Origin of the sequence: Alteromonas sp. KS69 (assembly GCF_003989595.1) — a bacterium.
Lineage (GTDB): Bacteria > Pseudomonadota > Gammaproteobacteria > Enterobacterales > Alteromonadaceae > Alteromonas > Alteromonas naphthalenivorans.
The window spans coordinates 1-17341 of sequence record NZ_PYHU01000043.1 but is presented as its reverse complement, the minus strand read 5'-3'; the positions used below and the strand labels follow the sequence as shown (position 1 = coordinate 17341).

The 17341-nt window shown below is 43.7% G+C and carries 14 protein-coding genes; 8 read left to right on the top strand and 6 right to left on the bottom strand.

Features of this window, described 5'->3' with window-relative positions; translation table 11 throughout:
- Positions 1-134: 134 nt before the first annotated feature.
- The 4 genes from C7Y69_RS18225 to C7Y69_RS18215 are packed head-to-tail and all read left to right on the top strand — an operon-like array spanning position 135 to position 4038.
- Entirely contained in the window at positions 135-1289 is a 1155-nt protein-coding gene (locus tag C7Y69_RS18225) for a pepsin-like aspartyl protease (RefSeq protein WP_126873728.1), read from the top strand.
- On the top strand, positions 1289-1642 hold the full coding sequence (locus C7Y69_RS21960; RefSeq protein WP_244361127.1) for a hypothetical protein: 354 nt from the start codon (positions 1289-1291) through the stop codon (positions 1640-1642). Before C7Y69_RS18225 ends, C7Y69_RS21960 begins: the two co-directional genes overlap by 1 nt.
- On the top strand, positions 1608-3617 hold the full coding sequence (locus C7Y69_RS18220; RefSeq protein WP_244361130.1) for a xylulose 5-phosphate 3-epimerase: 2010 nt from the start codon (positions 1608-1610) through the stop codon (positions 3615-3617). The genes C7Y69_RS21960 and C7Y69_RS18220 overlap by 35 nt, the downstream gene beginning before the upstream one ends.
- Before the next feature lie 31 nt (positions 3618-3648).
- Complete coding sequence (locus C7Y69_RS18215) at positions 3649-4038, top strand: hypothetical protein (RefSeq protein WP_126873727.1); 390 nt, start codon at positions 3649-3651, stop codon at positions 4036-4038.
- A gap of 43 nt (positions 4039-4081) precedes the next feature.
- Here C7Y69_RS18215 and C7Y69_RS18210 read toward each other — a convergent pair whose 3' ends face one another.
- Together C7Y69_RS18210 and C7Y69_RS18205 are read right to left on the bottom strand one after the other, a co-directional pair.
- Positions 4082-4474 carry a hypothetical protein gene (locus tag C7Y69_RS18210; RefSeq protein WP_126873726.1) on the bottom strand — a complete coding sequence of 131 codons (393 nt, stop codon included), beginning with the start codon at positions 4472-4474 and terminating at the stop codon, positions 4082-4084.
- Positions 4474-6150: a S41 family peptidase gene (locus C7Y69_RS18205; RefSeq protein WP_126873725.1), complete on the bottom strand. Its 1677-nt coding sequence runs from the start codon at positions 6148-6150 to the stop codon at positions 4474-4476. Before C7Y69_RS18205 ends, C7Y69_RS18210 begins: the two co-directional genes overlap by 1 nt.
- Positions 6151-6443: 293 nt before the next feature.
- On the opposite strand from C7Y69_RS18205, the gene C7Y69_RS18200 reads away from it, so the two are divergent.
- A complete protein-coding gene (locus tag C7Y69_RS18200) occupies positions 6444-7829 on the top strand; it encodes a DUF4397 domain-containing protein (protein WP_126873724.1) in 1386 nt (461 codons plus the stop codon).
- A 56-nt stretch (positions 7830-7885) separates the two neighbouring features.
- Here C7Y69_RS18200 and C7Y69_RS18195 read toward each other — a convergent pair whose 3' ends face one another.
- Positions 7886-10288, bottom strand: coding sequence for a membrane-bound PQQ-dependent dehydrogenase, glucose/quinate/shikimate family (locus C7Y69_RS18195; RefSeq protein WP_185864198.1), 2403 nt, complete (start codon positions 10286-10288; stop codon positions 7886-7888).
- A gap of 350 nt (positions 10289-10638) precedes the next feature.
- On the bottom strand, positions 10639-12531 hold the full coding sequence (locus C7Y69_RS18190; RefSeq protein ID WP_126873723.1) for an alpha-amylase family glycosyl hydrolase: 1893 nt from the start codon (positions 12529-12531) through the stop codon (positions 10639-10641).
- Positions 12532-12954: 423 nt separating this feature from the next.
- On the opposite strand from C7Y69_RS18190, the gene C7Y69_RS18185 reads away from it, so the two are divergent.
- The gene (locus C7Y69_RS18185; RefSeq protein WP_126873722.1) at positions 12955-13467 is read left to right on the top strand and encodes a hypothetical protein; all 513 of its coding nucleotides are present in this window, start codon (positions 12955-12957) and stop codon (positions 13465-13467) included.
- A 116-nt stretch (positions 13468-13583) separates the two neighbouring features.
- On the opposite strand, the gene C7Y69_RS18180 is transcribed toward C7Y69_RS18185, so the two are convergent.
- The gene (locus C7Y69_RS18180; RefSeq protein ID WP_013783037.1) at positions 13584-13913 is read right to left on the bottom strand and encodes a four-helix bundle copper-binding protein; all 330 of its coding nucleotides are present in this window, start codon (positions 13911-13913) and stop codon (positions 13584-13586) included.
- A 429-nt stretch (positions 13914-14342) separates the two neighbouring features.
- On the opposite strand from C7Y69_RS18180, the gene C7Y69_RS18175 reads away from it, so the two are divergent.
- Positions 14343-14765, top strand: a complete 423-nt coding sequence (locus tag C7Y69_RS18175; protein ID WP_013783038.1) for a CBS domain-containing protein — start codon at positions 14343-14345, stop codon at positions 14763-14765.
- An 87-nt stretch (positions 14766-14852) separates the two neighbouring features.
- On the opposite strand, the gene C7Y69_RS18170 is transcribed toward C7Y69_RS18175, so the two are convergent.
- Positions 14853-16082, bottom strand: coding sequence for a cation:proton antiporter (locus C7Y69_RS18170; protein WP_126873721.1), 1230 nt, complete (start codon positions 16080-16082; stop codon positions 14853-14855).
- A gap of 394 nt (positions 16083-16476) precedes the next feature.
- Here C7Y69_RS18170 and C7Y69_RS18165 point away from each other — a divergent pair, with 394 nt between their 5' ends.
- The gene (locus C7Y69_RS18165; RefSeq protein WP_013783040.1) at positions 16477-17304 is read left to right on the top strand and encodes a glycosyltransferase family 2 protein; all 828 of its coding nucleotides are present in this window, start codon (positions 16477-16479) and stop codon (positions 17302-17304) included.
- The last annotated feature ends 37 nt before the right edge of the window (positions 17305-17341 follow it).

Genomic DNA, 17341 nt, shown 5'->3' with positions numbered 1-17341 from the left:
AGATCAAAAGTAGTTTTTGATTTATGGGCCCTTATTTCTCAGCCACTATTTTTTTGTAATTTATTTGTTCCTAGAGTGATCAATATGGAAGAACGGTTCGTTTATAAAATTATCCCAAAGCACATAATTGAGCTATGCGAGATAATAGATCCTCATACCCCGTTAGAGACTCCGATGATTGTTGTAAAGATTTCTGTGGGGAAAATAACTCTGAAAGAATTCTTGTTTGTAATGCGGGAAGTGGTTCTCTGGAACTTCAGTTATGGGAGGGAAATAATCGACTCGAACATCAGTCCATTGAAGGTGAACCAGAACAGCTCCTTAATCATTTTACCTCATACCTAAATGACGCTTTGCCTTGCAGCACACTATTATACCGTGTTGTTCACATTGGAAAAAAGGATAGTAATCCTCAAAAGGTTGATGAGGATTGCCTGAATGAAATTAGACATTGGTTACCCTTAGCCCCTCTTCATAACAAAATCTCACTTGAATTAATTGAACATGGGCTTCACAAGTGGCCCGATTGCAATCACTTTGTTTTTTCCGATTCTGCTCTTTTTAATACCCTTCCAGAGTACGCGAGAGTTTATCCGCTTCCAGATGAACTATCCAAACGGTGGCCAGTCATGAAATATGGTTTCCATGGGCTTGCACATCAATCTCAATGGGAGCAACTTCAAAAACAAAAGCGATTTAAGCGTGTTATTACCATTCATTTAGGGGGTGGAAGTTCATTAGCTGCCTGGCAGGATGGATGCGTAATAGATACCACTATGGGGTATACCCCAACCGACGGTTTACCCATGACAACGCGCAGCGGTGCTATCGACCCAAACATCGTTCTGCATTTGCTAGAGCATGGAAACTACACGTTAGAAAGCTTATCCAAAATGTTTAATAGTGAAGCGGGGCTGGCTGGTTTGAGTGGTATTTCCGGAGATTATCGCACACTGAAACAGAGCCAAAATGCCGATGCGGTTCTCGCTCGCGACGTATATTCTTATGCACTGACCAAAGCAATTGGATCTTTTATGGGGGTCTTGGGTGGCGTAGACGCAATTGCCTTCGGTGGAGGGCTAGGGGAGCACCAACCTGAAGTGAGGGAATCTGGGTTGTCACGTTTTGCAGGGCTTGGCATTTCTGTCTCTAAAGAGAAAAACAAGCATGCAGAAGGATGCTGTGCAATTCACGATACAGGTTCCCAAACTGAGATTTGGGTTACCCCCAGTGACGAATGCAAAGTGATGCTTAACCAATATAAAACGTATACGAAGGAGAATGGATAATGCCGGCAGTATTCAACGCAAAAGTTAATGACGCTTTCAATGAGTGGTCTAAGGGGTATGGAAAAATCCAACATACTTCCTCGACGATGAATATTGTCGAAAAGTATTTATCCCAACACTATCACGCTGCATGTGGTGAACAATCCGAATTATTAAACGCAATAGAATTGCTAAAAGCAGCTGATCGAATCTGTAGTGCCAGCATGTGGTTGGTTGCCCACATGACCTACGCAAAACGTGTGTCTATGGCAGGCAACCCACTAAATATCGACGATTTTAAAGAAAAAGCGCAGGGCCATACAGGGGGGGGCACTGAATATGACGCCCGCTTATACAGGGTATCTTCTGGCTAATGCTTTAAGCGGTAAAACTCGCTCATGGGTTATGGGCCAAGGGCACTGTGTGGCGGCAATAGAAGCTGTGAATGCAATTACCGGCAATCAGTATGAAGAGAAAGAACAACTTTATTCATGTAACGAGAAAGGGCTGAGCCGGCTGTGTAATGACTACTACCGATATGATCTAAATGCCGAAGGGCAATTAGAGTCTCGTGTGGGAAGTCATGTAAATTTACACACGGCGGGAGGAATTTCTGAGGGAGGGTATTTAGGTTTCACTTCACTCAAGTACGTTCATATGCCGCTTCCGGGGCAAGAGCTGGTCACCTTTTTAAGTGACGGGGCATTTGAAGAGCAAAGAGGAAGTGATTGGGCTCCGCGCTGGTGGCGTGCTTCAGACACAGGATTAGTCGCGCCTGTTATGATTGATAACGGACGCAGAATTGATCAGCGTACTTTGATGGTACAAGAAGGGGGCACCAGTTACTTTAAACAACATCTGGAGTTACACGATTTTGATCCTGTCACTATAGATGGTAGCGATCCTGCCGCATACGCAATTGCAATCATTAATGCTACGGAGACGTTAGCTAAACGCGGTTACGAAGCAGAATCTGGGCGGAATTCGTACCCTGTCAAACTACCCTATATTATTGCTGAGGTTGCAAAAGGCTATGGTCTACCTTCAGCAGGGACAAATGCAGCGCATAGTCTCCCGTTAGGTAATAGCTTAGTAGATGACGATAAGGCAAGAGCAGCTTTTAATGAGGCAACGGCTAAGCTTCATGTTCCTCAAGAAGCGCTATTAGAAAGTGTTAAGGTTTTGAATAATCATCGGAGCACCGAACGAGTACAGGAAAAGGATCATGAATTACGGTTATTAAAACAAGTTAGCCTAACTTTTCCCGATGATAATTATTCAGAAGTAGAGGGATCAGTATCGTGCCTTGCTCAGATTGATCAGTGGATTAACGACTTGATCCTTACCAATAAGTCTTTGCGCTTTCGATTGGGGAACCCTGACGAGATACAAAGCAATCAAATGATGGCTACAATCAGAACGCTTAAGCACCGTGTAAGTGCACCAGAAGACGAAGAGTTAGAGTCGTTAACAGGTGGGGTGATTACCGCACTAAATGAAGAAGCCGTGGTGTCAGCAGTGTTGGCTAATAAGCAAGGTATAGGTTTGGTTGTAACCTACGAAGCTTTCGCAATGAAAATGCTAGGAGCCATGAGGCAAGAAGCCATTTTTTCCCGAAATTTAAAAGTATCGAATCGTTCGGCAAGTTGGATAAGCGTGCCTATAATAGCCACCTCGCATACGTGGGAAAACGGAAAAAATGAACAGTCTCATCAAGATCCTAAGTTTACTGAAAACTGGATTTGCGAAATGTCTGATGTAGCACCTGTGTATTTTCCGATTGATGCCAACACTTCAAACTCAATACTTAAAAACGTATATCAAACCCATGGCAAAATTGCTGCTATCGTGGCGGCAAAAAAAGAATTACCAGTCATTACGAATAAAGCTGAGTCTGAACATGCCGCGAATGAGGGATTATTTATTGCCCTGGAACAATCAAGCCCAGATATACAGCTTATAGCCGTAGGCGGGTATCAATTGCAGGCTTGTCTTTCTGCGGCAAATTCGTTGAAGAAGGAGGGGATAAAATGCTCGGTTGTCGCTCTGCTAGAACCAGGTCGATTTCGTGCACCTCGAGACAAAACAGAGGCTGAATATTGCCATGAGCCTGCGAGCATAGAGCGTATTTTACCTAAATCTCCACTACGTATTATCGTTACACACACAGGTGCAGAAGTAATGGCGGGAGTATTAAGGCAGTTAGATCTGGGTCCACACAAAACAACCTTCATAGGTTACAACAATCAAGGCGGTACCTTAAATTTAGAAGGTATGCTAAACGTTAATGGCCAGTCAGCAGAAGGTATTCAAAATACAGCTAAAGACATGATTAATGGGGCAAAGTAAAAATGGGGCAGAGTAAAAATGGGGGGTGCGTATGTGGCCGACGGTGCGTACTAATGCGACACATTTGCTCAGCGCATTTCGTAGCGAGCCAGCATGGCTGTTCGGTGATATTGATGCGCTTATGCCTGAAGACTTAACCGCTGAAGAGCAAATTGACTATGTAAAAAGCGCGCTTCAAAAAACAACCACTCTAGTGATCAATAAACAAAAAATACCTGTTGAAACGGTTAGCTACACCTCGCATAGCGAAGCACTTCCACACGACGCTGAACTAGTATTGCAGTCTCGACACACATTTGCGCATGTAGATGAAGTGACTTTATCGCTTTCAAAAGCATTGGGCTCGGTACATACGAGTTTTGTAAAGCCGCAATACCAGCGGGTGGGTGCTGGCGAGTCTGCAACCGTAAAGTATAAATAATGGGTCAGAGTTAATTAAACACTCTGACCCTTTTTAAAATTTGCTATTGTGCTAAGCAAGAAATATCACTTAGCTTTTCAATATCACCAGTTAGATCATTGCGCAAAACACAATGCTCACCATCGGTCAGTAAGGTAAACGTAAATGCGGGATTATTGTGCCTTCCCTCAATAGGTAATCTTCTTTCGTCCAAGTGTGCTTTACGCTCAATACTAACTTGCGAAGACTCAGAAAATACATCGTCGGCAAGGGTAATTTTGATGCCACCAAACCAGTCGCTAATTTTAGTTTCTATTATCTGTTTCTGGGCAAAACTCAAGTCGTCAGTGAGTGCGTCAACCAAGTCTTTTTCATTCGGCACAGGGGTCATTGCGCAGCCACTTGCTACAGCAAGTGGAATGACAAGTGCACCTAGTACCGTTTTAACAACTGCCATTATTCGCGCTCCTCAATAACAGGTTCGTTAACCTTATTGTGCAAAATAAAGGTATTTCTACGAGTATTCGGATTATCAATAGATAACAGGGCTTCTCCTGTTTGGTTACTCGCTGTGCTAGCAGCACTTTCTTGATTACCTAAAGCGTTAGCCCTAGTGAGTTCTTCTGTGGAAGCAACCACAGGGCAGCTGCCGGTAGCAGAATATTCTAAGGCCGCTGCAAGCATGGCTTCTTCGGGGTCACCTAGTGATGCTGTAAAATCGTCTTCCACATCACAGCCGGGTAGTTCAAAGTCGAAGCTAGGGGATGCTACCGGCATAAAACCGTCGGCGTAATCGCCGAAGCCTTTATTGTTCACACCTTGGAACTGAATAGTGAAATAGGTTTCGCCGCAGTTATCGGTAGGGTAGAAACCATATGGCTTGCCACAGGTAGTAGAGCCTATTTGTACCACTTCAACAACGACCCCCCGCAATGCGTTCATTACCGCTTCACTGGCTGAGCACGTTGAACCCGTGGTTATCACGTAAACACGTGTAAGCGACAAACTAGGTAACAAGGTGCTGGTTAGTACGCCTGCATTGTAGTCTATTTCATTACTATAAAATGGGGTTGCTTGTACCGTGCCGCCGGTTACCGGGTTTGTTGTACCGCTCTTATCGTTAAAGCGAGTGGTTTCAAAAATAGCGTTATTAGTTTGGCTAGGGCCTGCTACCATATAGGAAACCTGAGAAGCCAAAGCCAACAGGCCTCCACCGTTGTAACGTAAATCTATAACCAGTTCGGTTACATTCTCATCTACGAATAAATCAAACGCATCGATAAGGCCATCTTGGGCTGTGCGAATAAAGGTATTGAACTGAAAATAACCTGTTTTGCCATTTTCAGTATCTAGCACGCTAACGTTTTGCACTGGCGTTACGCTTACATCGGATGATGTGATGTCCACAGCTAGCGAACTGCCGTCAATAAGTTCAAATTCGAAATTGGTAATAGTGCCCGCGCTTTCAGGAAATAGCGCCGCATTAAGGGCATCAACACCAGCTTGGGTGTTGTCGTTCACGAAGTCGATACCATTGACCGTAATCAATGAAGCGCCGCGAGGTACATTGGCCAATGCAGCAGGAGAGTCAGGTTCAGTAAAACGAACCACAAGCTCTCGAGGGGAAGTGTTAGCAACAAACTCCCAGTCGAATCCATACCCAGATGACACCCCTGATTGCGATAGCTCATTGTATTCTGCGGTGTCTTGAGAAAAGTGAAAGTTATCTTTAGCTGTTCCGCTTGGGGTTAATTCGTTGGTTTTTAACTGATCGAAGTAGGCTATTACCGAGAAATTCTCGGGGTCATTGTCATCAACTTCGTCGTACCAAAGATAAGTGTCGTTGGTCCATGAACGTAACCACAGTTTTTCATCTAACGCGGAGCCTTGTGAATCAGGGTAAGCGCTGCCTGTGAAGGGATCTATCCCTGTTCTTGGTGATTCACATTGCGCGATAAAAGTAGATTGTGATTCATACACACCTGGATCCCAAGTGGGTTCGTTACTAACAGGTGGTGTAGTAGTTACTGGTGTGGTGGTATTGCCACCTCCGCTACCGCCTCCACAACCACTTAGAATCACAACAGTTACTGCTAGAGCAACACCAGTACATTTACGCGCGTTTATCAGCATAGATTTTCCTTATCTAGTCGGCCAACAAAACGCAGGCCATAGAATTAAATAAATATTGCCACAGAACAACACATCTGACCGCACTTTTTTCTTACTACGACACACGCTGAAACAAACTTGCTTGCAGATCATTTACCAAAAGTGAAGGAGTAATGGCTACACACTTCCCGAGGTGGGTTTTTTTCTACTATACGTTCAAATGTTGAAATCCTCTTTACGCCTTATTTACTCAGCTTTGCGCAACTATCCCCACGAAAATGCCTCCTAGAACACAATTTGAAAAGAGTGATGTTATGTATTTTTATCAGCGGTGTTTCACCAGTGTGGCCATTATTAGCGCATTATCATTAACCGGATGCGTATATGTTGAAGATGACGAAGACGGAGATGGCAATGGCAATGGCTACGCACAATATGTGAATTTAGTGCCCCAATCGCCCGATATAGAGTTTGTGGTAGATGATGACTCGGAAGGAGAAATGTCGTTTGCCGAAGCCACCGCATACTCATATGTAAGCAATGTTTCTTACGACATTGAGTTTAATCAAATACTGCCTAACACGGAAAATAGCAATTTTATCGACGAAGATTCACTTAAAGTCGATAACAAAAAAGTACATAGCTACATTTTATATGGCGAGACCGACTACCCTAGTAGCTTGGAAATAGAAATAGACGTGTCCGATGTTTACGACTCAGATTTTGACGATGGTTACGCTATGGCGCAATTTGCCAACTTAGCCAGCTACGACGACTCTGTCGATGTATACATTCTTGATGCCGATAGCTCACTGACTAATCAGTCAGCCTCCTATACGCTTTCATTAGCCGATGTCAGTGGAGACACTGAGTTGGACGCTGGCGATTATAAAATAGTCTTTACCGAGTCAGGCACCGATACTATTTTAGCGATGAAAAACGACATAACTATTGAAGAAGGAGAGGCGCTATCTTACGTATTAGTTAGTTATGACAGTGCGGGAATAGAGGATTCATTTTTCAGCATTGTGGAGCTTAACAGCAGCGGGGCGAGGCAACTAACTAATGAAGCGCAAGACAGTTACCTTCGGGCAAGTAACAATATTACTAATACTAGTGCTATATCAGTGGCTCAAAGTACTACGTCAAATTTAGTCGCGGAAGATATTTATTTTGGTGAACTGTCTGACTTTATTTTAATAGCCATTGATGACCCAGACGAGGCAACTAATGTTGATATTTATCTTCGTGACAGCGATAGCCAAGCCGTATTAGAAAGTACTAGCATAGATTTTCATGCAGATGAAATTGCGCTGTTATTAGGTAGTGGAAATGCAAACTCCACGGTTACGTCTTATTCCAATACCGAAGACTTAAGAATTATTGAAACCCACGCGAAACTGCTTTTTTCTCATAATATTGACAACGAAAGCAGTACCTCAATTTCTGTGAAGGTGATTGAGCAAGGAAGTTCGCCTGACTCATACGATGAATCTGACTCATTTTCTTATTTGAGCACTCTTGATGTAGAAATTGAAGCTGGTGATTATGATGTATATGTTTACGATAGCGAAACTGACGATTTACTGTTAGAAACCACGCTCTATGACGTTCAAGCAAGCGATGTTATTAATCTTGTTTTATCAGACTACGATTACGGCGGCGCCCCCTATCAAGTTTTTACTCATTATAACGAGTAACAAAAATAACAGGGTCAGAGTAAATTAACTAAAAATGTAATCTGACCCAATTTCTGCTACTGGTCTAGTGCGTACGCAATGACATAATCCCCTGGTGGTGTCTCCATAAAGTGGTGGCCGGCAGCAACGATGACCAAGTAACTTTTTCCATTTTCACGATACATCATTGGGTTCGCTTGCCCGCCTGCGGGTAACGCGTCTTGCCAAACTGTTTCCCCGGTATTGATATCTATAGCGCGAATAAGGTTATCGGTGGCTGCTGCGATAAAAATTAAACCGCTTTTTGTAACAACACTTCCGCCATTATTGGGCGTACCTATAGTTAGCGGTAGACCTGAGGCAAATCCAAAAGGACCGTTATTTCGCGCTGTACCTAGTGGGCGATCCCACAATGTACTGCCATCTTCCAAGCTTATAGCACGTATACCACCGTAAGGAGGTTGCTTGCATAATAATTCTGTAAACCCTAAGCGCCATCCCGCATTCACATCCACGGCGTAAGGGGTGCCTTGTTGAGGGTCACCGGCACCTTCCGGACCACCCTCATCATGCTCCATTTCATCTCGTGGTTTCCAGCCTCGCTCGTTCGCTTCTTCGCGGCTAACCAGTCGGTTAAAATTCGGCATGTCATTATAATTGGCAATGAGTACGCCTCGAGAAGGATCGATTGCTACGCTTCCCCAATCGGAGCCGCCGTTGTACCCGGGATATTGGATCCAGTGTTGATCTGTGGTTGGTGGGGTATAAATGCCCTTATAGCTGGCTTTTTGAAATTGAATTCGGCAAGCCAGTTGGTCAAACATGGTCACGCCCCACATGTCTCTGGCGGTTAGGTCCGGTTTACGAAGCGTGTGAAATGTTGAGAATGGCTGGGTGCTAGAACGCTTCTCTGGCCCTACACCACCAGTTGGGACCTTGCGGTCTTCTACGCCCGTCAGTAGTTCACCGGTTTCTCTGTTTAATACATAAATATCACCCTGCTTACTTGGTAGCACAACTGCAGGTATAGGTCCGTTATCAGTAGGGTAGTCTATAAGGCTAACTTGAGAGCCCAAATCGTAGTCCCAAACGTCTTTGTGAACAGTTTGGAATGACCAAGCAGGTTTTCCCGTATTAACGTCCATCGCCACTAGCGAGGTTGAGTATTTGAGTTCTTCAGAAGTGCGTGAGCTACTCCAGTAGTCGGCAGACGAGTTACCCATGGGCAAATAAGCAAGACCTAAATCATTATCGCCGGTGGCTGAGGTCCACATGTTTGGCGTACCTCTGGTATAGGTTTCCCCCTCTGGCGGTAGTTTGGTGATGTAAGGCTTTTCCATGTCCCATGCCCAGCGAAGCTCACCAGTTTGCACATCAAACCCTTTTATAACGCCTGATGGGGCATAACGTTTTTGGCCATCTAATACTTGATGACCTGTTATAATAACCCCCTGAACAATAACGGGAACGCCGGTAATCGCTACAAATCCACTGGGGGTTTTTCCCATATTTTTTTTAATATCGACCTCACCCTGATTACCAAAATCGAGACAGGGCTTACCCGACTGTGCATCGACTTCGATGATCCTTCCATCTAACGTTCCGCTCACTATTCGTTCATTGCAGGCTTGCGTGGTAGATGGGTTATTGCTATTTGGTACCTTGTAATAGGCGACGCCTCTACAGGCTGCAGTATAAGGTATGTCTTCGTCGGCAACTTTGGGATCATAACGCCATATTTCCTCACCGCTCTCAGCGCTTAAAGCAATTAATTGGTTTCTTGCTGAACACAAATATAGTTTGTCGTCGATTTTAATGGGTGTGGTTTCAGCGCCATATCGCTTAGAGGGGATATCTCTTGTTCTGTATTGCCATGCCCGTTTTAACGAAGAAACGTTTTCAGGAGTTATATCGGTTATTGGTGAATACCGACTGGCATTGTTATCTCGCCCATACACCGGCCAATCATCATCGCTAATATCGCCAAGCCCGTTACCCCTACCGAGTTTTATCGAACTACTTCCTGCCTCTGCAGTGGTAGCGTTATGAGTCCAGTTAGTCGGCACGAACGCCATACAAAAGGCACCTACAAAAATAACTAAAAATGCGCCGGCAAGAGAAAAACTCGTTCGTCTCGAAATGTTAAAGCTTGGAAGTAGAAGCGCAAGAATTAACCCCAGTAGAACAGGTACACCCATGCGCGGTACCCAGCGCCAGTAATCTAAGCCTGATTCCCAAATAGTCCAGCCAAGGGTACCCAAGAATAAAAGGGCAAAAAGCCATAAGCCCAAACGTTGACGGAAATATAGTAAGAGGCTCGTTAATATTAACGTAGCCCCTGCAATAAGGTAGTAATAGGAGCCGCCCTCTATAGCTAGCCAAGCTCCGCCTACTGCTAAATATAACCCGATAAAAAAGCTTACTACTGAGAATATTCTTAGCAGCCAATTAGAGATGCGATGGTTTGAGGAGGAAGGCATTTTACCGTTTCCTTTTTTCAAGGTGGAACGAAGAGCGTAGAATTAAGTTCATGGCAAATCTAAAATCAACGTTATGTCAGAACAATCCGTTTTACTCACTTAAAGATGACTCAAGTAAGCCAATGCAATGCAAAGCACGCACCATCTTGAATTAACGGTAATTTCGGGCGAATTAAGGGGGAAGCCCTCCGCAAAATGAAATCATTTCACGGTGGGTGTAACAATTACTTAGATTAGTGAATTGAGAAATGCGGTTAGTTTATGAGAAATTTACGGCTAAACTAAGCGCGATTTCTTTATCGTTTACCGTAGCATTAGCACCTGATTTTCTTGTAGTGCGTTTGCCATTGTTAATGATTAAGCTGAAAAATTAAGACTTGATAGGCTTCCAGGTAAAGCATGGCGTAACTATTTCCTTCACGATTGCTATTTTCCTCATGATCATTATCTTCTTCATGATCATTATCTTCTTCATGATCATTATCTCTTTCGTGATCATTATGTTCTTCACCAGCGGTATCATTCAAAAATGAAAAGTCGCTTGGCTCGTGATATCCCCCGTACCAATTAAAAATACAATGCCATTGACCTTTGTTTAGGTTGGGTATTTCGTAATTATCGTGTGCTTGATCCTTAAAGTTTATGACAATCATTACCTTGTCGTTTTCGGCTTGGTTTGTATCATCATCGCCGTTATCGCCTCGGATGTAGGCTAGTACGCCATTGTCTTTATCGAAGTGCGTCACTGTTACCTCATTACTATGTAAGCTTGGGCTACCCTTGCGTAACGCGATTAAGGCTTTGTAGGCTTTGTGTAACTGCGGAAAATTCTGTTCTCTCGACCAATCTAGAGGGTCCATATCATCAAACCAAAGATCTTCTAGCAACTCTTGGCCTTGGAATAACATGGGAATACCAGGCGCTGTGAGGGTAAGTGCTGCAGCTATTACAGAACGTTGACGAGCGAAGTAGTCTTTATCCACGTTACCAGGTGCTATTTCTTCTGCTAAACGCGCGCTACCGTTTGCCACTTCATCATGGGATTCCACGTAAATCACGCGGCGAAAAGGGTCGTCGGAGTATTGCTGCGTAAGTGCTTCTTGGACGGTAGCAATATCTCTATTCTCGTCGTCTGGCTGGGTTAAAACATCTCGTATTGGATGGACAAAGTGTGCATCCCATTGTGCCGTGTAACCAAGCCCACCGTCTTCTGTGGAATTGGTGACGAAGTCATTTCCGTGAAGATCTTCGGCAACGACGATTTTTTCTGGGTGACGTTGCTGTATTTCGCTGTTTATCCAGCGAATTAAATCATAAGCCTCTTCAATGGAATCTTCAGGAGTTTCTGAACCAGATACAGAACGCATATAGGGGATCATGTCCATACGCAAGCCATCTAGTCTGTATTCATCTAGCCACATCATTGCATTATCAAAAATGTATTGGCGCACTTCTGGTCGGCCATAATCTGGTCTTGTATCGCCCCACGGGGTGTCACTACGCCAGTCATTGTAAAAGTAAATACCGCCTTTATTGTTTTCAGACCAGCCATCGAATTGCCAAAGGTGAAGATCACTTGGTCCAAAGTGGTTGTAAACCACATCTAATACTACGGCGATACCTCGTGCATGAGCTTCGCGAACAAAGTCTTTCAAGCCATTTGGTCCACCGTAAGCTTCTTCAACCGCAAACGGGTAGGCAGGGTTGTAACCCCAGCTGAAGTCACCTGCAAATTCATTAACGGGCATCAATTCAATACAGTTAATACCGAGTTCTGCAAGGTAATCTAATTTTTCGATAGCACTATCAAATGTGCCAGGCTTATTCGGCGTTCCATTTTCGTCTCTTTCTTTGCAGTTAAATGTGCCTATGTGCAGTTCATAAATAACCAGCGACTTTTTGTCGGGCATAGAGAAGGGAGCATCAGGCCAATGATAGTCATCATCATAAACAATTGAGGCTCCGACACTGTTGGTAAGCAATCGAGCCCTAGGATCGTTGCGCTTTAATACGTCGCCAGATTCGGTAGTAATAAGAAATTGGTATTGCTGATTGTTTTTTAGCTCTGGTACGTTTGCAGCCCATACCCCACCGTCTTCTTTAGATAGCGCAAGTCCGTCGTCACTCCAGTCGTCAAATTCTCCATGTATGGATACGCTAGCCGCATGCGGCGCCCAAACACAAACTTTGTAGCCTTTATCTAACTTGCTTAAACCCATAGGAGGGGGATTATGCTGTGGCATTTGAGCTCTCAGTAGAGTTGTAATATGAACCCATCATTAAGCGTAAAACGCGCCAACACAGCATCTATAGATAAATAAAAACGAGGGCTTGTCTGAAAGCCACGAACTTTGCCCGCTGTGTTTAAATTTTCTACTTGTTTAAGTGCCATCCACACCATTTTGAATTCGTAAGGTAGGGAGTAGGAAATAAGTAATTTTTGCAATTTCACGGTAAATTTGTCAGCACTATATGTATAACGGTGCCTTTTCGCGTTTACTCAAATTCGCTTAGTTAAGGGGGCGTGGTGAGTATTCCTAACAGCTTCACAGCTGCTTCTATCGATAATTCTTTTTAAGGGAATGAGTTTTGCAATTCTTATTTCTATAACTGAAGTTAGTCCGAGTTCGTTAACCTAATGCTGAGCGTTACAAAAAGGAAACATTATGAGTAATGAGATCAGAGGAAAAGTCTGCGCCATCTATACCGATGAAACTAGCGCCAAAACTGCCGCCGAGTCGGTACGAGAAAAAGCTGCGTTGAAGCCTGATGAGGTCAACATTTTAAATCCTCACGACACTCAGTTTGACCAGAAGATAGAGAATAAGGACAGCCAGGTCGGCTTTTTTATGCTCAAAGCTCATATCGCGATGGGCATAGTCGGCGTTGTTGTCGGTGTTGTCATCGCTGCAATTTTATCTTTTATTGGGCCAAGCTATACACAAGATAGCCCCATGATGACCACACTAGCGCTTTCAATATTGGGTTTGTTTGGTGGGTTAATGATTGCAGGCTTTATATCCCTTAGGCCAGATCAGGATGGTGTGGTGGATCAGGCTAGAAACGCCACCCGAGAAGGCAAGTGGGTAGTAGTAGTCAATAGTCCTTCCCATGAAAAAACAGAGCAAGCATATAACCTACTAGGCAAAACAGCCGTTTCAGTAACCAGCAGCTTGTAGAGAAATAGGGGCGGAGTACGCTGTTTCCGTCTACCGAGTTTCCGTCTGCCGAAGAATCTAGATTTCGACGTAGGTGAAGACGTAAGTGAAAAGGTACTCTGCCAACATTTTTGGGTTTAGGCAGCCATTGCACGGCAGCTTTCAGCACATTCGCTACACGCTTTAGCGCAAGCTTGGCAATGTGGTGCTTCATGTTTACCACATTCTTTCGCACACGCATCGCATATTTCTGCGCAGAGCTTACATATTTGTGGGGCGAACTTACTGCCACGCGCCATTGCAGCGGCAGCGAATCGGCATAGGGCAGCACAGTCCATATCTAAACGTATACACTCCGCCATTTCGGCTATATTGTCTTCTTCCAAACAGGCAGTAGAGCAGTGGTCGCAAGCATCTGCACAGCGATTACAAGCATCAACACATTCGCGGTATTCCTCAGGTAACATAATATTCTCCTAATTTTCAAAGTTCATAAATAGAATTTCAGTTCCCTAAACTTATTGTCGCTATATGAAGTGAGACTTCTGCACGCCAATAGCAAGCTTAAGGATACACGGAGAGAATTGCGGGATTCATGCCAGTGCTTACTGTTTTTACGATACGTTATTGGAAAAAGCGATTTTGCAAGTTCATGAACGGGCTATGGCGAGCTGCTTTTATGGGCGCCGGTTTTTGAAGTCAGTAATGGAACCAAATTTTTGAAGCGAGTTGTCGTCCATAACTATAATCTTTACGTAAAAAATGTATTTTCTACATAACTTTGGTTTTTTAAGGCGCCGAACCCCTTATCAAACTGGCTTTGATACTGGTAGAACACTTGCATAGTAAAAGAGAGCTTGGCGTTCGCCAAGCTTCAACCAAAAGGAGCAAGATGAATGTATATACATGAAGTTATGACTAACAATACCGAAATACTACCTTCTAATACCACAGTGATGGAAACAGCAAAAAAAATGGCCGAAATGAAGGCTGGCCTTATGCCTGTCTACAACAACGATAAACTGGTTGGTATCGTGACTGACAGAGATTTAGTTGTAAATGCAGTGGCAAAGGGAGTCAGCTTAGATGACAGCATTTCCTCTATTTTAAGTGAGCCTGTCCTCTATTGTTTCAAAGACGACGACACCGATACTGTATTAGGGAATATGAGCAAAAATGAGGTTCAACGTCTTGTAGTATTAGATAGTGAAGAAAATAAGCAATTAGTTGGGGTAGTATCGGTAGGTGATATCGCCAGTAAGTGTGAGAGTAGCGATACGGCGAAATCTATAGTGGATTGCTGTAAACATTATCATTAGTCGATCCGGTGTAATCTAGCAAAAAAGATATACTTCAAGGAGAGCTTACTCAAGGAGAACTGAGTAGTACTCTCCTTTTTATAGCCATTATTCCTTATCTTCTTTCTTAACTGCCCAGAGTTTAGCCAAAGGTGCCGCTGTTACTCCGTGAACAATTAGTGAAGCGGTAATAACCAAACTACCCGCCGTCCACGCGATATCATGTCCACTCTTATCTAAGATTACCATACCGTAGAATAGCGCAGAGATCCCTATAGGGCCGAAATGCCCAGCTAATAGGGCTAACTTCCAATTGTTCCATATAGGAAGAAAAGTAGAGAGCGCAATAATAACCGGTATGCGCCTAACAAGTAGAATGGCCAGCGCAAACCACACGCCGTCCCACCCAAGCTCAAACCAACTATCTATAGGTAACATTAAGCCTAAAAATATGAAAATAGGAAGGGTGAAAAAAAGATTAACGGTTTCTTGTACTTTGTCTTCTTTCGCTCTATCTGAACCGCCTACCAGCTGACTGAAAACCATACCTGCAACGAATACCGCTAAGACACTATCGGTGGATAGGAATTTAGCGACGCCTAATGTCAGCAGCGTCAATGCCAAGGTGGTAGCCAAAAAAGCTGAATGGTCGAGGGTTTTTTTGTGTTCAGCTAATAACAGCGACTTGCCGACAATCCAGCCTAATAACGCCCCTAGTACAATAGCGCCACCAATCTCCCACAACACTACTCGCAGCCCCCAAGTTAGCCAAGGGCTATGTTCTGCTGGCGTCAACAACAGAATTGGTAATAGCACTAGGGGGTAAGCCAAACCGTCATTTATGGCTGATTCAGTAGACAGGCCATAGCGGAATCGATCTGGCAGGTGTTTTCGCGCTAATCCGCCGGTAACGATTGAACTTGCGACCACGGGATCGGTAGGGCAGATAGCCGCGCCAATTAGAAGCGCAATAAGTAGAGGTACCCCTAATATCCAGTGTGCCATTAAGCTGCTGAGAAAAAACATTGCAGGCATTCCTACACCTAGCAACAGAAAGAACGATTTTTTATGGTCGAATAAGTAGTTTCTAGGAATCCGCAGCGCTATTGCCATTAGACTGATGCCGATTGTAACGCGAGCGCATTCTTCAAGGAGTTTATTACTATCGCCCCATAAATCAGGGGTTAGTATGCTAGTGCCTATTGGGCCGAGGACAACACCTACAATAAACGCGAGAAGTGGCATGGAAAGGTAAGAACGATTTATCACTCGCGTAAGCATGCCTAACGTTAAGACAACCGCGCCAATAGTTATTAAGGCAAGATTTAACTGGTTCAAGTGTTACCCCTCCTTGTCATTTTTCCTTTCTATTTAAAGCCCCGTATTGCGTAGAGTATCAGTGTACTAATTCAGAGAAAGGCGAATCATGTAGACCGATGCAGAGCTATGAGCCTGCTCTAGAAACCGAGTTATGATTATATAGTGGTAGAACGCAAATATTGTTCAATTTACCAACCGCTCAAATTATCTTAATGACGCCAAAATATCATATGTGGAAAATAGGAAGCGAAAACGTCGCTAGTAAGAGTGAGTACGTAAAACTTTCCCCTAACATTACAAAAATTTCATATGCTATCGCTGTCTTTTTTGCAACACCTTGATTAGTAGTGAATTAATATGGGTATGCCCTTTGCTCGTTTATATATTTGTTCTGGCCTATCAGAGACTTCTCATGAATCAACATTCTTCAATTAGTGTCATCATCACAGTGAAATCCCGCATAGAGGCATTTACCGCATTCGTAAATCGACTTGAAAAGGCGGAGCTACCACCCCGCGAATTAATCGTGGTCTGGATGGGAAGGCCTTCAGAACACTCGCTTTACAAAAGTGAGGTATTTAACATTGTTCATCGGTTTGATAACTGTGAAGAATTAGATATTGCGGGGGCGCGAAATAGAGGGTTAGCAGCAGCTACATCTTCTCTGTGTTTGTTTATGAACGTTGAGAGCATATTTTCACCTCAGCTATTTAAGTGCTTGCAAAACTCATGGTCTCAATCTCGTGTTATAACCAGCAAAATATCATGTGTTTCAGAAGATATAAGCCTTACCGATTATTCCGATTTAATTGAGCACACTAACAATAATCCCGAAACAAAGGAGAATGGCTCTGACTGCGCTTTTAGTATTCGACAAAATAGTACACTTTTTTGCATTGGAACCGACGATTTAAAGCGTATTGGCGGTTTCGATGAGGGATATCGAGGATATGGCCTGAATGATGAAGACTTCTTTCAAACATGTATAAATGCGAATCTTGATATTGAACGTATAGATCTGATCACCTTTATTAAAGAGCGCGAAAATTATCGATGCCCCGTAAATCATCTAATCGACTTTGTTTCTAATGCAGGGCGCTATAAACAAAAGTGGGGTGAATACCCATGCCCAGAAATATTGCAGGACTTTGCGGATAAGGGCTACATCAACCAGAGCTTCCAGAAAGAAGAACTTCATATTCTTCGTTTACCGACCCAAGAGGAGCAGTACTTTAAATAGCGGGACATAAAGGGGGCAGAGTCTGAGGTATCCCCAC